This window comes from Citrobacter sp. HN-141 (genome assembly GCF_033341895.1).
Classification (GTDB): domain Bacteria; phylum Pseudomonadota; class Gammaproteobacteria; order Enterobacterales; family Enterobacteriaceae; genus Citrobacter.
In genome coordinates, this window is sequence record NZ_JAWPBF010000006.1 from 197,983 (window position 1) to 217,884 (window position 19,902).

Sequence of the window (19,902 nt, forward strand, 5' to 3'; positions counted from 1 at the left end):
ATGGGTCATGCGGAACCTTCGCGGCGCGGCGCCCGCTTACGTGGACGACGATGACGACGACGTTCTGGTTCTTCATCAAGCTCGTTCAGCATGCCTTTTTGCTCAGGCGGAGCCGACACCTGGAATTCGCCCCACCACTGCGCCAGACGCTGCAGTTCGGCGTTATTTTCCACTTCGGCACGCAGCGCCAACAAGTCGTAGGCTGCGCGGAATTTTGGATGCTCCATCAGCTTCCAGGCGCGCTTACCCTGACGACGGGACATGCGTAATTGAAGCTGCCAGATATCACGGGTGAGCGACGTCAGGCGTTTCGGGATAGCCAGTGAACGACAGGCTTCATCCAGCACGTCGTTCATGGCCAGCGCGAAGGCGTCGTAATAGGCCAGACCGCTTTCCTGGGCAATTTTCTGCGCGGTTTCCAGTAACGGGTACCAGAACATCGCCGCAAACAAGAATGCCGGGTTCACGCGCATATCATTGTGGATACGGGTGTCGGTATTCTTTAGTACCTGGGCAATGATGCGTTCCATCGCGCTGTCACCGTCTTCGGTAAAATAGCGGGTGATGGTTGGGAACAGCGGCTGGAACAGGCTGTACTCACGCAGTTTTTTATAGGTTTCATAACCGTAGCCCGCCTGTAACAGCTTGAGCGCTTCTTCAAACAGGCGTGCAGGAGGAATATCGTTCAGCAGTGTTGCCAGGCGTGGGATTGGCTCTGCGGTTTCCGGGCTGATACGCATATCAAGCTTGGCTGCAAAGCGTACCGCGCGCAGCATACGCACGGGATCTTCACGATAGCGCGTTTCAGGATTGCCAATCAGACGGATGATGCCGTCTTCCAGATCCTGCATTCCACCCACGTAATCACGAACGGTGAAATCGGCCACACTATAGTAAAGGCTGTTGATGGTGAAATCGCGGCGCTGGGCATCTTCTTCGATGGAACCGAAGATGTTGTCGCGCAACAGCATCCCGTTTTGCCCACGCTGTGACGTTGCACGATCGGCTTCGCTGCCTTCATGGTGGCCACGAAACGTAGCGACTTCGATAATTTCCGGGCCAAACATGACGTGAGCCAGACGGAAACGACGCCCAACCAGACGGCAGTTGCGAAACAACTTCCGTACCTGATCCGGTGTCGCGTTAGTGGTGACATCAAAGTCTTTCGGTTTTTTGCCCAGCAAAAGGTCGCGCACGCCACCGCCAACCAGCCATGCCTCGTATCCAGCTTTATTAAGCCTGTACATTACCTTCAGGGCATTTTCACTGATATCTTTGCGGGAGATAGAGTGCTGCTCACGCGGGATTACCGTCATATGCGGACGGGCGACGGCAAGCTCGGCCTCGCGCTCCTCGCGGCTTAGCACCTTGCGGCAAAAATTAGCGACTCGGGTAAAAATAGTGCACCTCGGTAGTGTCAAACTTCAGTCAGAACAAGTGTTGCTGTGTAAAAATCGCGGCTAATCATAGCTCAGCATGAGTCATTTGAGAATGCCGGATTTACATTCACTGAATCCGGTACAGTCGTAAGCGTCCAATTTTGCACCGCAGTTTGCAGTAATTCTTCCACACTGAGCGCTTGCCACGGTATTACAGTGTTCTGGCCGAGGAAGCGCAACGCGTTGATGAGAACCGGGCGTGGATCGCCTTGCGGCAGGGCAGGCGCATGATTCTGCTTAGAAAGTTTAGCGCCTTGCTCGTTGAGCGCCAACGGCAGATGAATATAGTCTGGTACTTGCCAGCCGAACAGTTGATACAACGAGATTTGGCGTACCGTCGGTTCGATGAGATCCGCGCCGCGTACAATCTCAGTTACCCCCTGGAAGTGGTCATCAATCACTACCGCAAGGTTATAAGCAAACAGTCCGTCGCGTCGGTGGATAATAAAGTCTTCCCGTGCAAGCTCTGGGTTGGTGTGAATATTGCCACGCAGCAGGTCGTTAAAGTGTAAAACAGGATGCTGTTGCTTGATGCGTACCGCTGCATTTTCCGGCCCGTGGCGTAACGTGCGGCAATGACCGTCGTAAATCCCGCCAATACTCTGAACACGGGCGCGTGTACAGGTACAGTAGTAACTTAAATCTTGTTGTTGTAACCAGGCCAGAGCCTCACGGTAGGCGTCATGGCGTTGCGACTGCCACATAATTTCGCCATCCCAGTGCAGCCCGTAATGTTCCAGCTGACGCAGAATCGTCTCTGCAGCACCGGGAACTTCACGAGGGGGATCGATATCTTCAATGCGTACCCGCCAGATTCCGCGCTGTGCGCGGGCCTGCAGATAACTGCCGAGGGCGGCTACTAGGGAACCAAAATGCAGTTCACCGGAAGGTGAAGGGGCAAAACGGCCAATATAGGGTTTGTCTGTCATGTCGATGGATAAAATAAAAGAATAAGGCGGGAGAAACTCCCGCCCAGGTACTGTCGGATTAGCGTAATGCTACCCGGCATGCAACAGTCTACGGGATTAACCCGCCATCTGTTTTTCGCGAATTTCTGCCAGCGTTTTGCAGTCGATGCACAGATCGGCTGTTGGACGGGCTTCCAGACGACGAATACCAATTTCTACGCCGCATGATTCGCAGTAGCCGAAATCTTCGTCCTCTACTTTCTTCAGCGTCTTCTCGATCTTTTTGATCAGTTTGCGCTCACGGTCACGGTTACGCAGCTCAAGGCTGAATTCTTCTTCCTGTGCGGCACGGTCAACCGGATCAGGGAAGTTAGCCGCTTCGTCCTGCATATGAGTCACAGTGCGATCGACTTCATCCCTGAGTTGATTACGCCATGCTTCAAGAATACGCCTGAAGTGCGACAGCTGGGCTTCGTTCATATACTCTTCGCCCGGTTTCTCCTGGTACGGCTCCACCCCAGCGATGGCGAGAATACTCAGGGACGATGTTTTACGGTTTTGCCCTTCTTGCATGTTGCTTCTCCTTAACACGCACTATCGATCCCCATGTTCGGGGGAAAAATCAGGTCGCTATAAATAGCAGATGCTTTTCCGGATAGCAATTATCTATACGTAACACTTGACAACCCTGTGAGGAAAAGCGTATTTGCGCACGCGGCCAGAATACTAATTAACCCGTTGTTTACACCATTACAAGGTAATGGGCAACGGCTCTTTAAGAGTCATACCATGGGCAGAAAGTTCCGCTTTATAAACCAGAATTTCGACCCCCTTTAGCTGTGCTTCGGCTAATAACTGCGCATATTTTGCATCGATATGGCGCGCGGGTGAAAACCGTGTAATGGCTGAATGTAGTACCGCGAAAAATATGACGGCACGTTTACCTTCAGCCGCTACGCTCATCAATTCCCGAAGATGTTTCTGACCTCGTTCAGTGATGGCATCGGGAAAATAACCATACTCTTTTTCCGCCAACGTGACTGATTTTACTTCAATATAGCAGTCAGTCCGGGAATCTGCCTGTAACAAAAAATCAATACGGCTGCCTTCTGCGCCGTATTTTACTTCACTTTTCAACACGCTGTAGCCAGAAAGCTCCGCAATGAGTTCATTCTGAATCGCCTCTTTCGTTAAGCGATTGGCCCATAGCGTGTTAACACAAATAAAAGCATCAGATGCGGTTTGCGTTAATTCCCAGGTATGTGGATATTTCCGCTTAATATTTCCTGATGTTGAATACCAGACGGTATCACCAGGGGTTGCGCATCCGGTCATTGCTCCGGTATTTGGGCAGTGTAGCGTCAAGGTTGTGCCATCAGGTGTGATCACATCCGCTAAAAAACGTTTATAGCGCTGAATTAGCGTAGCGCGTTGTAAAGGGGGAGAAAATTGCATGAATAATACCTTTGATTATTTGCCCAGCACCCAGCGCTGTAAGGTTGAATAGCGAGTGCGTCCTCGCTCAAATGACGAGGCATAAAGCGCAAACTCCGTAACCGGAAATGACCAGCAAAAACCGGGGGGCGGGATGGCGACGGCATGGCTGGCATCGCGCAAGAGCGTGATATGCGGGTGAAAGGGCTGTGGGCTTTGGTAGCATCCGCTGCGTGCGGCCTGTGCTCGCAGCATATTCGCCAGTTGCAATAACCCGCGTGGCGGCTGGCGCATTCCCAGCCATACGACTCGCGAGCGCAGCCATTGCCCGGCATCGTCCAGCCTGAGCGTGAACGGCGGCTGGCGAATGCGTCCAGCCAGTTGTGATAGCGCCTGCTGTTTCTCGGCACTCACATCCCCTAAAAAAGCCAGCGTCAGGTGCAGATTGTCTGCGGCGACCGGGCGGCCCGCTTCCGGTGGAAATTGTGCGGCTCGCCAGTGGATGAGCTGCTCCCGAACCTCAGCAGGCAATTCAATGGCAAAGAACAGCCGTTTTGGCTCAGACATGATGGATACTCGGTTATGAATTAACGCGATGCTACAATGCAGCGCGAAGAATGTTAACCCTCTGGAGTCATTTGTGACGTCGTTGCCCGTTGCCGCCATAGTGCCTGAACTGCTTACTGCCCTTGATGCCTCACCGCAGGTCCTGCTGACCGCGCCGACGGGGGCCGGGAAATCGACCTGGCTGCCGCTACAGCTTCTGGCGCATCAGGGGATTACGGGGCGCATTATCCTGTTGGAACCGCGTCGCCTGGCGGCTCGCAATGTGGCACAACGACTGGCGGAGTCGCTGAACGAAAAGCCCGGCGAAACCGTGGGCTATCGCATGCGCGCGCAAAGCTGCGTGGGGCCGCAAACCCGGCTCGAAGTGGTCACGGAAGGTGTGCTCACGCGCATGATCCAACGCGATCCAGAATTGCAGGGTGTTGGTCTGGTGATCCTTGATGAATTTCACGAGCGCAGCCTGCAGGCGGATCTGGCACTGGCGCTGCTTTTGGACGTGCAGGAAGGCCTGCGGGACGATTTAAAGCTGCTGATTATGTCAGCTACACTGGACAATGGGCGTTTGCAGCAGCTGTTGCCTGAAGCGCCTACCCTTGTTTCCGAAGGACGTGCGTTTCCTGTTGAACGGCGCTACCAGCCGCTGGCGACGCATTTACGTTTTGACGAAGCGGTTGCCATTGCTACCACGGAGTTGCTGCGCAATGAGAGTGGGTCGTTGCTGCTATTTTTACCCGGCGTGGGAGAGATCCTACGCGTGCAGGAGCAACTGGCAGGCCGCGTGGGCAGCGATATCCTGTTGTGCCCGCTGTACGGCGCATTATCGCTTGCCGAGCAGCGGCAGGCCATTTTGCCCGCGCCACCGGGGCGACGTAAAGTCGTACTGGCAACCAATATTGCTGAAACCAGCTTAACCATTGAAGGCATCCGGCTGGTGGTGGACTGCGCCCAGGAACGTGTGGCGCGTTTTGATGCACGTACGGGATTAACGCGACTGATTACCCAACGCATTAGCCAGGCCTCAATGACCCAACGTGCAGGACGAGCAGGCCGTCTGGAACTCGGTATTTGTCTGCACCTGCTGGCCAAAGAGCAGGCAGAAAGGGCGGCGGCGCAAGGCGAGCCGGAAATCGTACAGAGCGATCTGTCCGGTCTGCTGATGGAACTGTTGCAATGGGGATGCACCGATCCCGCACAGTTGAGCTGGCTGGATAGGCCGCCAGTCGTGAATATGCAAGCGGCAACGCGTTTGTTACAGATGCTGGGCGCGCTGGAGGGCGACAGACTCAGTGCCACCGGACGGAAAATGGCGGCCCTGGGCAACGATCCCCGCTTAGCCGCAATGCTAGTCAGTGCTAACAATGATGACGAAGCGGCAACGGCAGCAAAGCTGGCGGCAATTCTGGAAGAACCACCGCGCGGTGGGAGTACCGATCTGGCAACAGCGTTTTTACGCCACCAGCCCGCCTGGCAACTGCGTAGCCAGCAGCTATTGAAGCGCCTGAATGTGCGGGGAGGCCAGCCCGATAGCGAACGGTTAGCCCCTTTACTGGCGCAGGCGTTTGCCGATCGTATTGCCCGGCGCCGTGGTCAGGAAGGGCGCTATCAACTGGCGAACGGGATGGGGGCGATGCTGGATGCTGATGATGCTTCAGCGCGTCATGAGTGGCTCATCGCGCCGCTGTTGCTACAGGGTAGTGCCTCGCCGGATGCCCGTATTTTGCTGTCTTTGCCGCTGGATATCGACAGATTAATACAGACGTGTCCTGAGCTGCTGCAACAGTCAGATACCATTGAATGGGATGAAACCCAGGGGACGCTGAAAGCGCTGCGCCGAATGCGAATTGGTCAACTGACAGTTAAAGTACAGCCGCTGGCTAAACCTTCGGAAGACGAGTTGCATCAGGCCATGTTGAACGGAATTCGCGATAAAGGCCTAAGTGTGCTCAACTGGACGTCTGAGGCTGAACAGTTTCGGTTGCGTCTGCAATGCGCGGCAAACTGGCTGCCGGAGTACGGTTGGCCTGCTGTTGATGATGCTTCGCTGCTGTCGACGCTGGAGAGCTGGCTATTGCCGCATATGAGCGGTGTGCACTCTTTACGTGCGCTGAAAGCATTAAATGTGGCTCAGGCATTGCGCGGTTTACTGGACTGGTCAATGCTGCAACGTCTGGAGAGTTCGCTGCCTGCGCATTACACTGTGCCGACGGGAAGCCGGATAGCCATTCGCTATCACGAGGATAATCCCCCGGTGTTGGCGGTCAGGATGCAGGAAATGTTTGGCGAAGCGAATACGCCAACCATCGCCGAGGGGCGTGTGCCGTTGGTGCTGGAACTGCTTTCTCCGGCCCAGCGGCCGCTGCAGGTCACCAGCGATCTGAGCGCGTTCTGGAAAGGGTCGTACCGTGAGGTACAAAAAGAGATGAAAGGGCGTTATCCCAAACACGTCTGGCCGGACGATCCGGCGAATACCGCGCCAACGCGGCGGACCAAAAAGTATTCGTAGCTGTATGCGTGGTTACCTGATGGCGCTGCGCTTATCCGGCCTACGGGAGGCGCCATCCGGCATAAATACAGCAGAAAATTGAGAGATTTCTTCTTCTGTCGCCTGACGGAAGAACAGAGAATCGGGCCTTTGCGCCTGAATGTTGCGGAGAAAAAGCATGGCGGGGAATGACCGCGAGCCAATTGGACGTAAAGGGAAACCATCGCGTCCAGTGAAACAAAAGGTGAGCCGTCGTCAACTTAAAGATGACGAGTATGACGACGATTATGATGATGATGACTATGAGGATGAAGAACCGATGCCGCGTAAGGGTAAGGGCAAAGGGCGTAAGCCTCGTGGTAAGCGTGGCTGGTTCTGGTTGCTGGTAAAACTGTCGATCGTCTTTTTGGTGCTGATCGCGATATATGGCGTGTACCTGGACCAAAAAATTCGCAGCCGTATTGATGGCAAAGTCTGGCAATTGCCTGCGGCTGTTTATGGTCGGATGGTTAACCTTGAGCCAGAAATGCCCATCGGCAAGAACGAGATGGTGAAACTGCTGGAGGCGACACAGTACCGTCAGGTGACGAAAATGACGCGCCCTGGCGAATTTACCGTGCAGGCGAAGAGCATTGAGATGATCCGCCGTCCGTTTGACTTCCCGGACAGTAAAGAAGGGCAGGTGCGTGCGCGTCTGACATTTGATGGCGATCATCTGGATACCATTGAGAATATGGATAACAACCGCCAGTTCGGTTTCTTCCGTCTCGATCCGCGTTTGATAACCATGCTCTCTTCGCCTAACGGCGAGCAGCGTCTGTTCGTTCCGCGCAGCGGCTTCCCGGATTTGTTGGTCGATACGCTGCTGGCGACCGAAGACCGCCATTTCTATGAGCACGACGGTATCAGCCTCTATTCCATTGGACGTGCGGTGCTTGCCAACCTGACGGCTGGTCGTACAGTTCAGGGGGCCAGTACGCTGACTCAGCAACTGGTGAAAAACCTGTTCTTGTCCAGTGAACGTTCCTACTGGCGTAAGGCCAACGAAGCCTACATGGCGCTGATCATGGATGCGCGCTACAGCAAAGACCGCATTCTTGAGCTGTATATGAACGAGGTGTACCTCGGTCAGAGCGGCGACAACGAGATCCGTGGCTTCCCGCTGGCGAGTCTGTACTATTTTGGGCGCCCGGTAGAGGAGTTGAGTCTTGACCAGCAGGCGCTGCTGGTGGGGATGGTGAAAGGCGCGTCAATCTACAACCCATGGCGTAACCCGAAGCTGGCGCTGGAGCGTCGTAACCTGGTGCTGCGTTTGCTGCAACAGCAGCAGATTATCGACCAGGATCTGTATGACATGCTGAGCGCGCGCCCGTTAGGCGTGCAGCCGCGTGGTGGGGTGATTTCGCCACAGCCAGCGTTTATGCAGATGGTGCGTCAGGAGCTTCAGGCGAAGCTGGGCGATAAAGTCAAAGATCTCTCCGGTGTGAAAATTTTCACCACCTTTGATTCCGTGGCGCAGGATGCGGCAGAAAAAGCGGCGGTGGAAGGCATTCCGGTGCTGAAGAAACAGCGCAAGCTGAGCGATCTGGAAACCGCGATTGTGGTCGTTGACCGCTTTAGCGGCGAGGTTCGTGCTATGGTAGGCGGCGCAGAGCCGCAGTTTGCGGGCTATAACCGCGCGATGCAGGCCCGTCGTTCCATCGGCTCGCTGGCAAAACCGGCAACCTATCTGACGGCGCTAAGCCAGCCGAAGCTGTATCGCCTGAATACCTGGATCGCCGATGCGCCGATTGCGCTGCGCCAGCCGAACGGCCAGGTGTGGTCACCGCAGAACGATGACCGTCGCTATAGCGAAAGCGGTAAAGTGATGCTGGTGGATGCGTTAACGCGTTCAATGAACGTCCCGACGGTCAATCTGGGGATGGCGCTGGGCCTGCCTGCAGTAACCGACACCTGGACGAAGCTGGGCGCACCGAAAGATCAGCTCAATCCGGTTCCGGCGATGCTGCTGGGGGCGTTGAACCTGACGCCAATCGAAGTAGCACAGGCGTTCCAGACCATCGCCAGCGGGGGTAACCGTGCGCCATTATCAGCACTGCGTTCGGTCATTGCTGAAGATGGGACCGTGCTGTATCAAAGCTTCCCGCAGGCAGAGCGCGCCGTTCCGGCGCAGGCGGCCTATATGACGCTGTGGACCATGCAACAGGTGGTTCAACGCGGTACGGGTCGTCAACTGGGCGCGAAGTACCCAGGGCTGCACCTGGCAGGGAAAACCGGGACCACCAACAACAACGTGGATACCTGGTTTGCCGGTATCGATGGCAGCCAGGTGACGATTACCTGGGTAGGCCGCGATAACAACCAGCCAACCAAGTTGTACGGTGCCAGCGGTGCGATGTCGATTTATCAGCGTTATCTGGCGAACCAGACACCAACCCCGCTGGTGCTGACGCCGCCGGAAGATATTGTTGATATGGGTGTCGATTACGACGGTAACTTCGTGTGCAGTGGCGGTATGCGTACGCTGCCAGTGTGGACTACCGATCCGGACTCGTTGTGCCAGCAAGGTGAGATGCAGCAGCAGTCAGGTAATCCGTTCGATCAATCAACGCAGCCGCAGCCTCAACAGCAGCAGCAACAACAACCGCCGCAGCAGGAGAAGAAAGACAGCGACGGCGTCGCAGGTTGGATCAAGGATATGTTTGGCAGCAACTAATACCTACCTAAAAACCCGCTCCGGCGGGTTTTTCTTTTGGCGCCATTCGGCTTTGTTTTGCCTGATGGCGCTGCGCTTATCAGGCCTACGGAGTTTGAGCAGCCATGCCGCTATCCGGCACGTCTTCCGTTAAAACATTTCAGCCTAATTTATTAACCCTTTCTTTTCATCTGGTTATTTCTTAACCCCTTAGTTTTAGTAGGGGCGCGTATTGCTTGCGATCGCAACGGCGTTTCGAATATTATGCTCTCGTTATAATAATAATTCTCGTTTACGTTATCATTCACTTTCATCAGAGAAATACCAATGGCGCGTCTTAAAACTGCTCAGCCAAACGCCTCACTGCGCAAAATTGCAGTCGTGGTAGCCACAGCGGTTAGCGGCATGTCTGTGTATGCACAGGCGGCGGTTCAACCGAAAGAAGAAACAATCACCGTAACCGCAGCACCTGCCGCACAAGAAAGTGCATGGGGGCCTTCGCCGACGATTGCCGCGAAGCGTTCCGCCACTGCCACCAAAACGGATACGCCTATCGAAAAGACCCCGCAGTCTGTTTCGGTCGTGACGCGTGAAGAGATGGATATGCATCAGCCTGGGTCGGTAAAAGAGGCTTTAGCCTATACCCCTGGTGCTGCCGTTTCTACGCGTGGTGCTTCCAGCACTTATGATTTCGTTATTATTCGTGGCTTCTATACACCTGGCCCCACACCAAACAATTACCTTGATGGCGTCAAGTTGCAGGGTGATTACTACAGTTCTGCCGTTGTTGATCCTTACATGCTTGAACGCGTCGAGCTGATGCGCGGGCCAACGTCTGTACTTTACGGGAAAAGTAATCCGGGGGGCTTGATCTCCATGGTCAGCAAAAGCCCTACATCAGAGCCGTTAAAAGAAATTCAATTCAAAATGGGTTCGGATAATCTGTTCCAAACCGGTTTTGATTTCAGTGATTCCCTGGATGATGATGGTGTCTATTCTTACCGTCTGACAGGGTTGGCACGTTCTAATGACGAACAACAGGATTTCGCGAAGCAGAAGCGTTATGCCATTGCTCCCGTGTTTAGCTGGAAGCCTGATGACAGAACCAACCTGACTCTGCGAGCAAACATTCAGAATGAGCCTTCAACAGGTTATTACGGCTGGCTGCCGAAAGAAGGTACGGTTGATCCGTTACCTGATGGTTCCCGTTTGCCGGTGAGCTTTACGGACTATGCGCCGAACAATACCTATTCGCGTTACGAGCGAATGGTTGGCTACAGTTTTGAACACAGTTTTGATGACACCTTCACTGTGCGCCAGAATTTACGTTATAGCCAAATCAAAACATCTCAACAGAGTGTGTACGGCTTCGGCGCAGTGGGTAATCAATTGACCCGTCAGATTATCGTCGCCGATGAACGCTATAATGATTTTGGCGTAGATACTCAGTTGGAAAGCAAGTTTGCGACGGGAGATGTTGGACACACTCTGCTTACCGGTGTCGACTATTCACGTCTACGAAATGATATTGATAACGCCTACGGAAGTGCGCCTCCGTTAGATATGAATAATCCGGTATATGAGGATGTAGATTTCCCGGATGCGAAGCCGTTCCAGCTTAACACGCAGCACCAAACCGGTGTGTATGTACAGGACCAACTGGAATGGAATAAATGGGTTGCGACGCTGGGTGGACGCTATGACTGGTCTCAGCAGGCAACCACTATTCGCTCCAGCAATCAAAAAGTTGAACGTAACGATGAGCAGTTCACCTGGCGCGGTGGGATTAACTATCTCTTTGACAATGGTATTACGCCATACTTCAGCTACAGCGAATCTTTCGAACCGAACCCATCTAAAGCATGGGCAGCAACACCGGCTGACAACGTTGCTTACGCGCCGTCAAAAGGTAAGCAATATGAAGCTGGCGTGAAATATGTTCCAAAAGATCTGCCCGTTGTTGTGACTGCAGCGGTTTATGAGCTGACGAAAACGAATAACCTGACTACCGACCCGCTTAACCCGTATGCGCAGGTTCCGGCGGGTGAAATCCGTTCTCGTGGCGTTGAATTAGAAGCAAAAGCCGCAGTGAATGCGAACATTAATCTGACAGCGTCTTATACGTATACCGATGCGGAATATACAGAAGACACGACGCTTAAAGGTAAAACACCTGTCCAGGTACCCAAAAATATGGCCTCTCTGTGGGGGGATTACACCTTCTATGAAGGCCCACTGTCTGGATTAACGTTGGGAACAGGTGGTCGTTATGTTGGTTCTAGCTATGGTGATCCGGGAAATACCTTCAAAGTGGGTAGCTCAACGGTGATGGATGCTGTCGTTAAATACGATCTCGCACGCTTGGGGATGGCGGGTTCTAGCGTTGCGGTTAACGTTACTAACCTGTTTGACCGTGAGTACGTTGCCAGCTGCTTCGACACTTATGGCTGTTTCTGGGGCGCAGAACGTCAGGTCGTTGCAACAGCAACCTTCCGTTTCTAATTTCTCTTTGGGCACGCTTTGCGTGCCCGTTTTACAAGTTGGCCACTATGCAGGAAAACAGATCCCATCCCGACACGACGTTTGCGTTGAAGAATGTCTCCTTCCGTGTGCCTGGCCGCACGCTTTTGCATCCTCTCTCGTTAACCTTTCCCGTGGGTAAAGTGACGGGGCTTATCGGCCACAACGGCTCCGGTAAATCCACCTTATTGAAAATGCTGGGACGCCATCAGCCGCCGTCAGAAGGTGAAATCCTGCTTGATGAGCAGCCACTGGAGAGCTGGAGCAGCAAAGCGTTTGCCCGTAAGGTTGCCTATTTACCCCAGCAGTTACCGCAGGCGGAAGGGATGACGGTACGTGAGCTGGTAGCGATTGGTCGTTATCCCTGGCATGGCGCGCTGGGACGTTTTGGCGTGGCCGACAGAGAGAAAGTGGAAGAGGCAATTACGCTTGTTGGGCTCAAACCGCTGGCGCATCGCCTGGTGGATAGCTTGTCTGGCGGCGAGCGTCAGCGTGCGTGGATCGCCATGCTGGTGGCACAGGACAGCCGTTGCCTGCTGCTGGACGAACCGACCTCGGCGCTGGATATCGCGCATCAGGTTGACGTGCTGGCGCTGGTGCATCGCTTGAGCCAGCAGCGTGGATTGACGGTGGTTGCCGTACTGCATGACATCAACATGGCGGCCCGCTACTGTGATTACCTGGTCGCGCTGCGCGGCGGTGAAATGATTGCACAGGGAACACCTGCTGAACTGATGCGTAGTGAAACCCTGGAACTGATTTACGGTATCCCGATGGGCATTTTGCCGCATCCGGCCGGTGCCGCACCCGTGAGTTTTGTCTATTAATGATTGGATTACCTCATCTTTCCCGTCGACGGCTGCTAACGGCAATGGCGCTGTCGCCGCTACTGTGGCAAATGAATACAGCCCGCGCGGCGGCGGTTGATCCACAGCGTATAGTGGCGCTGGAATGGCTTCCGGTTGAGCTGCTGTTGGCGCTGGGTGTTGCACCATACGGCGTTGCGGATGTTCCAAACTACAAACTGTGGGTCAACGAGCCCGCGTTGCCGGACTCCGTCATCGATGTCGGATTACGTACTGAACCTAACCTCGAACTGCTGACCGAAATGAAACCCTCATTTATGGTCTGGTCGGCAGGTTACGGTCCTGCACCTGAGAAGCTTGCACGTATTGCGCCGGGTCGCGGCTTTAACTTCAGCGATGGCAAAAAGCCGCTGGCGATTGCGCGTCAGTCGTTGCAAGAACTGGCGCAGTTGCTGAATCTGCAGACCGCTGCCGAACGTCATCTGGCGCAGTACGAACACCTGATTGCCAGTCTGAAACCGCGCTTTGTTCAGCGTGGCTCCCGGCCATTACTGCTGATGACTCTGCTCGATCCTCGCCATATGCTGGTGTTTGGGCCTAACTGCTTGTTCCAGGAGGTGCTGGATGAGTACGGGATCCGCAACGCCTGGCAGGGTGAAACCAACTTTTGGGGCAGCACTGCGGTAGGGATTGACAGGCTTGCCGCCTACAAAGATGTTGATGTGCTGTGCTTCGATCACGGTAACAACAAGGATATGCAGGCACTGATGTCCACACCGTTGTGGCAGGCGATGCCATTTGTTCGCGCCGGACGTTTTCAACGCGTTCCCGCCGTCTGGTTCTATGGTGCAACGCTATCGGCGATGCATTTTGCGCGCATTCTGGATAATGCGCTGGGGGGCAAAGCGTGAGTAAACGTATTGCGCTGTTCCCAACTCTTCTGCTAGCGGTTCTGTTTGTTGCTGCCTGCTGGCTGACCTGGTTTAACTTTTCCGCTGCTCTGCCGCGTAGCCAGTGGCAACAGGCTATCTGGTCACCGGATATCGATGTTATTGAGCAGATGGTATTCCATTTTAGCCTGCTGCCGAGGCTGGCGATTTCTCTGCTGGTCGGCGCCGGGCTGGGACTGGTTGGTGTGCTGTTTCAGCAGGTACTGCGTAACCCGCTGGCGGAGCCGACTACGCTGGGTGTTGCCACCGGGGCACAACTGGGCATCACGGTGACTACGCTGTGGGCTATTCCTGGCGCACTGACGACACAATTTGCAGCGCTGGCAGGGGCTTGTATTGTTGGGGCACTGGTGTTTGGCGTTGCCTGGGGCAAACGGCTTTCTCCGGTGACGCTGATCCTCGCGGGCCTGGTGGTCAGCCTGTACTGCGGGGCGATTAATCAATTGATGGTGATTTTCCATCATGATCAGCTACAAAGCATGTTTTTGTGGAGCAGCGGCACGCTAACGCAAACCGACTGGAGCGGGGTGCAAAGACTGTGGCCGCAACTGCTGGGTGGCGTGATGTTGACGCTGCTGCTATTACGCCCAATGACGCTGATGGGACTGGATGACGGCGTGGCGCGCAATCTCGGACTGGCGCTGTCGCTGGCGCGTCTGGCGTCGTTAACGCTGGCGATTGTGCTCAGTGCTTTGCTGGTTAACGCGGTGGGGATTATCGGCTTTGTTGGCCTGTTTGCACCGCTGCTGGCGAAAATGCTTGGCGCGCGGCGTTTGCTGGCGCGTCTGCTGTTGGCTCCGCTGATTGGCGCACTGATCCTCTGGCTCTCCGATCAAATTATTCTGTGGCTCACTCGCGTCTGGATGGAAGTCTCCACCGGTTCGGTGACGGCGCTGATTGGTGCACCGCTGCTGCTGTGGTTGCTGCCGCGTCTGAAGAGCATAAGTGCGCCGGATATGAATGCCAACAACCGTGTCGCCGCTGAGCGCCAGCACGTGCTGATGTTCGCGCTGGCAGGGGGCGCGATATTGTTGCTGGCGGTTGTGGTTGCGCTGTCGTTGGGTCGCGATGCCCACAGCTGGAGCTGGGCCAGCGGTGCAATGCTGGATGAGCTGATGCCCTGGCGCTGGCCGCGTATCCTGGCTGCTCTGGTGGCTGGCGTAATGCTGGCTGTGGCGGGCTGCATTATTCAGCGCCTGACCGGTAACCCGATGGCCAGCCCGGAAGTGTTGGGCATTAGCTCCGGCGCGGCCTTCGGCGTGGTGCTCATGCTGTTTCTGGTCCCCGGCAATGCCTTTGGCTGGCTGTTGCCCGCCGGGAGTATCGGTGCGGCGGTCACCTTGCTTATTATTATGATTGCCGCCGGGCGCGGTGGTTTCTCTCCGCACAGGATGCTGTTGGCGGGGATGGCGCTCAGCACAGCGTTTACTATGCTGCTGATGATGCTGCAGGCCAGCGGCGATCCGCGCATGGCGGGCATTCTGACCTGGATGTCCGGCTCGACTTATAACGCCTCCAACGAACAGGTTTTACGTACCGGCATTGTGATGATCATTCTGCTGGCGATAACGCCGTTGTGCCGCCGCTGGCTGACGATTCTACCGCTCGGCGGCGATACGGCGCGGGCTGTCGGTATGGCTATCACGCCATCGCGCGTAGGGTTACTGCTGCTGGCGGCAGGGCTGACGGCGACAGCCACCATGACCATTGGACCGTTGAGCTTTGTCGGGCTGATGGCGCCGCATATCGCACGGATGTTAGGTTTTCGGCGGGCGATGCCGCATATGCTGATTTCGGCGCTGGCGGGGGGCGTGCTGCTGGTGTTTGCCGACTGGTGTGGGCGTATGGTGCTGTTTCCGTATCAGATCCCGGCGGGACTGCTGTCGACGTTTATTGGTGCGCCGTACTTTATCTATCTGCTGAGAAAGCAGAGCCGCTGAGGCTGACCCCTTTCATGTAGGCCGGATAAGACGCTTTGCGTCGACATCCGGCAATAAAAAAGCCGGGTGGCGGCTTCGCCTTACCCGGCCTACATTTCTGCACGTTCTCTTTTTTACAATTTCGCAAACACCCGACGTGCGGCGTCGATGGTGTTATTGATATCTTCTTCACTGTGCGCCACGGACATAAAGCCTGCTTCAAACGCGGACGGCGCCAGATAAATTCCTTCATCCAGCATCATGTGGAAGAAACGCTTGAAGCGTTCAACGTCACATGCCATCACATCCTGATAGCAGGTTACGGTTTCTGCGTCAGTGAAGAAAATCCCGAACATCCCACCGACATGGTTAACCACCAGCGGAATATTTGCTTCCTGAGCGGCTTCCAGCAGACCTTCCGCCAGACGCGTGGTCAGTTCGTTCAGCGTTTCATGAATCCCAGGCTGTGCGACTTCATTCAGACAGGCGAATCCTGCCGCCATCGCGATTGGGTTACCGGACAGCGTCCCCGCCTGGTAAACCGGACCGGTCGGCGCCAGCGCGTCCATCACATCGCGGCGGCCACCGAATGCGCCAACGGGCATGCCGCCACCGATGATTTTACCCAGGCAGGTTAGATCCGGTACTACGCCGTAATAATCCTGCGCCCCCGCCAGTGCGACGCGGAAACCGGTCATGACTTCATCGATGATCAACAGCGCGCCAAACTCATCACACAGCGCACGCAGGCCCGGCAGGAATTCCGGCAGTGGCGGGATGCAGTTCATGTTGCCCGCAACCGGTTCAACGATAATACAGGCGATTTCCTGCGGATACTGTTCGAATGCCGCACGTACTGAGGCAAGATCGTTATAGGTGCAGGTCAGGGTATGTTTCGCGAAATCTGCCGGAACTCCCGGAGAGTTAGGCTGACCGAGCGTTAACGCGCCGGAACCGGCTTTGACCAGCAGGCAGTCAGCATGACCGTGGTAGCAGCCTTCAAATTTGATGATTTTATCGCGCCCGGTGAAACCACGCGCCAGACGGATTGCGCTCATTGTGGCTTCGGTACCGGAGTTCACCATACGTACCATGTCCATGGTCGGCACGAGCTCAGTGACCAGCGCCGCCATTTTTACTTCCATCTCGGTTGGCGCGCCGAAGCTTAAACCACGCTCTGCGGCTTCAATCACGGCATTGCGAATTGCCGGGTGGTTATGACCCAGCACCATCGGCCCCCAGGAGCCGACATAATCGATATAGGCTTTACCATCGACATCATACAGGTATGCGCCGTCCGCTTTTTCAATAAACAGCGGAGTACCACCCACGCCAGTAAAGGCGCGAACTGGGGAGTTAACGCCGCCGGGGATAAGTTCGCGTGCTGCGCTGTAGAGGTTTTCAGACTTACTCATGGATGGGGTCCTGGTTCGTAGAAAAAGTAAATGCCCGCTATTCTAGTTATTCAGAGAAGGTTATGAAAGTTTTGCGTATTTGAAACAATACGATTTGCAGGGGATTTTCACGAAACGTGCGAGTAGAATGCCGTTTCCGTATTTGTATTACCAATTAATGATTATCTGATGAAAACAGACACCCCTTCTTTTGAAGCACAACAAATTGTGCGTTTACGGCGCAGGGATCAGATCCGTCGACTCCTCGATCGTGACAAAACGCCGTTGGCGATCCTCTTGATGGCCGCCGTGGTGGGGACAGTGACGGGGTTGGTGGGTGTGGCGTTTGAGAAAGCCGTTACCTGGGTGCAGAATCAGCGTATTGGCGCGCTGGCTCAGGTTGCTGACCATGCCATTCTGCTGTGGCCGCTGGCGTTTATCCTCTCTGCATTGCTGGCGATGGTCGGCTATTTTCTGGTGCGTAAATTTGCGCCGGAAGCGGGCGGTTCGGGGATCCCGGAGATTGAAGGCGCATTGGAAGAATTGCGACCTGTGCGCTGGTGGCGTGTGCTGCCGGTAAAATTTATCGGTGGTATGGGGACGCTGGGTGCCGGGATGGTGCTTGGCCGGGAAGGGCCAACGGTGCAAATTGGTGGCAATATCGGGCGCATGGTGCTGGATATTTTCCGCATGCGTAGTGCCGAAGCGCGGCACACCTTACTGGCAACCGGTGCGGCTGCGGGGCTGTCGGCCGCGTTTAATGCGCCTTTAGCCGGCATTCTGTTCATTATTGAAGAGATGCGACCACAGTTTCGTTATAACCTCGTGTCGATCAAAGCCGTATTTACTGGCGTGATTATGTCGAGCATTGTGTTTCGTATTTTCAACGGCGAGGCCCCGATTATTGAGGTTGGGAAACTCTCCAATGCGCCGGTTAATACGCTGTGGTTGTACCTCATCCTTGGGATTATTTTTGGTTGCGTTGGACCGTTGTTCAATACCATGGTGTTGCGTACCCAGGATATGTTTCAACGCTTCCACGGTGGTGAAATTAAAAAATGGGTGCTGATGGGCGGCGCGATCGGCGGCCTGTGCGGGATCCTCGGTTTGATTCAACCTGAAGCGGCAGGCGGTGGATTTAATCTGATCCCGATTGCCGCTGCGGGCAATTTCAGCGTGGGCCTGCTGCTGTTCATCTTTATCGCCAGGGTTATCACCACGCTGCTGTGTTTCTCTTCCGGCGCGCCTGGTGGGATATTTGCCCCGATGCTGGCATTAGGCACATTGCTGGGAACGGCATTTGGTATGGCTGCAGCGGCCTCTTTTCCGCAGTATCATCTGGAGGCGGGGACGTTTGCTATTGCCGGGATGGGGGCATTGCTGGCCGCTTCAGTGCGTGCGCCGTTAACGGGCATTGTGCTGGTGCTGGAAATGACGGATAACTATCAGCTCATTTTGCCAATGATTATTACCTGTCTTGGCGCAACACTATTAGCCCAGTTTATGGGTGGAAAACCGCTATACTCGACTATCCTTGCCCGCACACTGGCAAAACAGGAAGCGGAGCAGGCGGCAAAAAGCCAGAGTACCGCCACGGGCGAGAATACTTGAACGAAATACCAGGGTATTAGATAATGGCCTCAACCATTGGGTTATAATTTGCCCAATTGCCAATGTCGTTTGGAGCAAAATATGAGTGATGACGTAGCGCTGCCACTGCAATTTACTGAAGCAGCAGCCAATAAAGTAAAAAGCCTGATCGCAGATGAAGATAACCCAAATCTGAAATTACGCGTGTATATCACCGGCGGTGGTTGCAGTGGTTTCCAGTACGGTTTTACCTTTGATGATCAGGTAAACGATGGTGATATGACCATTGAGAAGCAAGGTGTTGGTCTGGTGGTTGATCCGATGAGCCTGCAGTATCTGGTAGGCGGTGCGGTTGATTACACCGAAGGTCTGGAAGGTTCTCGCTTTGTTGTGACTAACCCGAACGCCAAAAGCACCTGCGGGTGTGGTTCCTCTTTCAGCATCTGATTGCTGTCTGTAATACCGACGGTCTGATGGTGTAGGCCCGGTAAGCGTAGCGCCACCGGGCAATGTGCCGGATGGCGGCGTAAACGCCTTATCCGGCCTACATGTTCTGCATCGTCACATCAACGTCCGTTATCATCCAGCGCAAACGTCGGCAATTTCAAATGCCAACGAATAGCGGCAAGCCGAATTAGCAGAGTAACGACCATCCCCATCATACTGGCGTTTTCCAGCGACACATTAAAGGTATAAAACGCGGTGGCGTGGACGATCCCGCCAATGATGCATGCCGTAGCATAGATTTCGGTACGCAAGATCATCGGCACTTCACGTGCTAACACGTCGCGAATAATTCCGCCGCCTACACCGGTAATGACCCCCATACAAATTGCCACCAGTGGTCCGGTTCCTGCGAGAAACGCTTTATTCACGCCAATACCCACGAACACCGCCAGACCAACGGCATCCAGCACCGGAAGTATCCATTTCGGTATGCGTCTAGGCTGACGCACCAGCACGATCGTCAACATACTGGTGATCATCGCCACCACCAGATCGGTGGGATCTTTAACCCAGAATACGGGGCCGTGATCCAGCGCCATATCGCGGATCGTACCGCCACCGACGGCGGTTACCACGCCTAAGACCAGAACGCCAAAGGGGTCCATACGCAGTTTTCCGGCAAGCAATACGCCAGAGATAGCAAATACCGCGGTACCGACAATATCCAGCCAATAGACGAGCATTTTTAAAT

15 protein-coding genes and 1 pseudogene are annotated in these 19,902 nt (G+C 54.8%); 9 read left to right on the plus strand and 7 right to left on the minus strand.

The window, feature by feature from the left end:
• Positions 1–5: 5 nt before the first annotated feature.
• From pcnB to thpR, 5 genes are all read right to left on the minus strand, one after another.
• Complete coding sequence (pcnB, locus tag RYZ59_RS09785) at positions 6–1,400, minus strand: polynucleotide adenylyltransferase PcnB (protein WP_212734722.1); 1,395 nt, start codon at positions 1,398–1,400, stop codon at positions 6–8.
• A gap of 71 nt (positions 1,401–1,471) precedes the next feature.
• A complete protein-coding gene (gene gluQRS / locus RYZ59_RS09790) occupies positions 1,472–2,368 on the minus strand; it encodes a tRNA glutamyl-Q(34) synthetase GluQRS (RefSeq protein ID WP_318046254.1) in 897 nt (298 codons plus the stop codon).
• A 96-nt stretch (positions 2,369–2,464) separates the two neighbouring features.
• On the minus strand, positions 2,465–2,920 hold the full coding sequence (gene dksA, locus RYZ59_RS09795; RefSeq protein WP_003829221.1) for an RNA polymerase-binding protein DksA: 456 nt from the start codon (positions 2,918–2,920) through the stop codon (positions 2,465–2,467).
• Positions 2,921–3,097: 177 nt separating this feature from the next.
• Positions 3,098–3,802 carry a DNA/RNA nuclease SfsA gene (sfsA, locus tag RYZ59_RS09800; RefSeq protein ID WP_318046252.1) on the minus strand — a complete coding sequence of 235 codons (705 nt, stop codon included), beginning with the start codon at positions 3,800–3,802 and terminating at the stop codon, positions 3,098–3,100.
• A gap of 15 nt (positions 3,803–3,817) precedes the next feature.
• Positions 3,818–4,348 (minus strand): RNA 2',3'-cyclic phosphodiesterase, encoded by a 531-nt coding sequence (gene thpR, locus RYZ59_RS09805; protein WP_318046250.1) that lies wholly within the window; start codon positions 4,346–4,348, stop codon positions 3,818–3,820.
• A 73-nt stretch (positions 4,349–4,421) separates the two neighbouring features.
• On the opposite strand from thpR, the gene hrpB reads away from it, so the two are divergent.
• The 6 genes from hrpB to fhuB all read left to right on the plus strand — a co-directional run bounded on the left by hrpB (position 4,422) and on the right by fhuB (position 15,741).
• Positions 4,422–6,851 (plus strand): ATP-dependent helicase HrpB, encoded by a 2,430-nt coding sequence (gene hrpB / locus RYZ59_RS09810; RefSeq protein ID WP_318046248.1) that lies wholly within the window; start codon positions 4,422–4,424, stop codon positions 6,849–6,851.
• A gap of 157 nt (positions 6,852–7,008) precedes the next feature.
• Entirely contained in the window at positions 7,009–9,546 is a 2,538-nt protein-coding gene (mrcB, locus tag RYZ59_RS09815) for a bifunctional glycosyl transferase/transpeptidase (RefSeq protein WP_318046245.1), read from the plus strand.
• Positions 9,547–9,852: 306 nt separating this feature from the next.
• Complete coding sequence (gene fhuA / locus RYZ59_RS09820; RefSeq protein WP_318046243.1) at positions 9,853–12,027, plus strand: ferrichrome porin FhuA; 2,175 nt, start codon at positions 9,853–9,855, stop codon at positions 12,025–12,027.
• A gap of 47 nt (positions 12,028–12,074) precedes the next feature.
• Positions 12,075–12,872: a Fe3+-hydroxamate ABC transporter ATP-binding protein FhuC gene (gene fhuC / locus RYZ59_RS09825; RefSeq protein ID WP_271450066.1), complete on the plus strand. Its 798-nt coding sequence runs from the start codon at positions 12,075–12,077 to the stop codon at positions 12,870–12,872.
• Entirely contained in the window at positions 12,872–13,762 is an 891-nt protein-coding gene (gene fhuD / locus RYZ59_RS09830) for a Fe(3+)-hydroxamate ABC transporter substrate-binding protein FhuD (protein WP_318046240.1), read from the plus strand. Before fhuC ends, fhuD begins: the two co-directional genes overlap by 1 nt.
• The gene (gene fhuB, locus RYZ59_RS09835; RefSeq protein WP_318046238.1) at positions 13,759–15,741 is read left to right on the plus strand and encodes a Fe(3+)-hydroxamate ABC transporter permease FhuB; all 1,983 of its coding nucleotides are present in this window, start codon (positions 13,759–13,761) and stop codon (positions 15,739–15,741) included. Before fhuD ends, fhuB begins: the two co-directional genes overlap by 4 nt.
• Before the next feature lie 113 nt (positions 15,742–15,854).
• Here the strand turns inward: fhuB and hemL are convergent, their stop codons facing one another.
• The gene (gene hemL / locus RYZ59_RS09840; RefSeq protein WP_318046237.1) at positions 15,855–17,135 is read right to left on the minus strand and encodes a glutamate-1-semialdehyde 2,1-aminomutase; all 1,281 of its coding nucleotides are present in this window, start codon (positions 17,133–17,135) and stop codon (positions 15,855–15,857) included.
• Positions 17,136–17,303: 168 nt separating this feature from the next.
• Between hemL and clcA the strand changes: the two genes are divergently transcribed.
• The 3 genes and pseudogenes from clcA to erpA all read left to right on the plus strand — a co-directional run bounded on the left by clcA (position 17,304) and on the right by erpA (position 19,151).
• Positions 17,304–18,725 carry a H(+)/Cl(-) exchange transporter ClcA gene (clcA, locus tag RYZ59_RS09845; RefSeq protein ID WP_202039462.1) on the plus strand — a complete coding sequence of 474 codons (1,422 nt, stop codon included), beginning with the start codon at positions 17,304–17,306 and terminating at the stop codon, positions 18,723–18,725.
• Between the two features lie 23 nt (positions 18,726–18,748).
• Positions 18,749–18,814 (plus strand): annotated as a pseudogene (gene yadW, locus RYZ59_RS09850) (small protein YadW).
• On the plus strand, positions 18,807–19,151 hold the full coding sequence (gene erpA / locus RYZ59_RS09855; protein WP_003018581.1) for an iron-sulfur cluster insertion protein ErpA: 345 nt from the start codon (positions 18,807–18,809) through the stop codon (positions 19,149–19,151). The pseudogene yadW and the gene erpA overlap by 8 nt, the downstream one beginning before the upstream one ends.
• A 119-nt stretch (positions 19,152–19,270) precedes the next feature.
• Here the strand turns inward: erpA and RYZ59_RS09860 are convergent, their stop codons facing one another.
• Complete coding sequence (locus RYZ59_RS09860) at positions 19,271–19,894, minus strand: TRIC cation channel family protein (protein ID WP_202039461.1); 624 nt, start codon at positions 19,892–19,894, stop codon at positions 19,271–19,273.
• Positions 19,895–19,902 lie beyond the last annotated feature (8 nt).

Bases quoted from the DNA above. Each gene is read 5' to 3' on its own strand.
- fhuC (WP_271450066.1), top strand. From the start codon at position 12,075: ATGCAGGAAAACAGATCCCATCCCGACACGACGTTTGCGTTGAAGAAT.
- sfsA (WP_318046252.1), bottom strand. From the start codon at position 3,802: ATGCAATTTTCTCCCCCTTTACAACGCGCTACGCTAATTCAGCGCTAT.
- RYZ59_RS09860 (WP_202039461.1), bottom strand. From the start codon at position 19,894: ATGCTCGTCTATTGGCTGGATATTGTCGGTACCGCGGTATTTGCTATC.
- clcA (WP_202039462.1), top strand. From the start codon at position 17,304: ATGAAAACAGACACCCCTTCTTTTGAAGCACAACAAATTGTGCGTTTA.
- mrcB (WP_318046245.1), top strand. From the start codon at position 7,009: ATGGCGGGGAATGACCGCGAGCCAATTGGACGTAAAGGGAAACCATCG.
- fhuA (WP_318046243.1), top strand. From the start codon at position 9,853: ATGGCGCGTCTTAAAACTGCTCAGCCAAACGCCTCACTGCGCAAAATT.
- gluQRS (WP_318046254.1), bottom strand. From the start codon at position 2,368: ATGACAGACAAACCCTATATTGGCCGTTTTGCCCCTTCACCTTCCGGT.
- thpR (WP_318046250.1), bottom strand. From the start codon at position 4,348: ATGTCTGAGCCAAAACGGCTGTTCTTTGCCATTGAATTGCCTGCTGAG.
- fhuD (WP_318046240.1), top strand. From the start codon at position 12,872: ATGATTGGATTACCTCATCTTTCCCGTCGACGGCTGCTAACGGCAATG.
- dksA (WP_003829221.1), bottom strand. From the start codon at position 2,920: ATGCAAGAAGGGCAAAACCGTAAAACATCGTCCCTGAGTATTCTCGCC.
- hemL (WP_318046237.1), bottom strand. From the start codon at position 17,135: ATGAGTAAGTCTGAAAACCTCTACAGCGCAGCACGCGAACTTATCCCC.
- erpA (WP_003018581.1), top strand. From the start codon at position 18,807: ATGAGTGATGACGTAGCGCTGCCACTGCAATTTACTGAAGCAGCAGCC.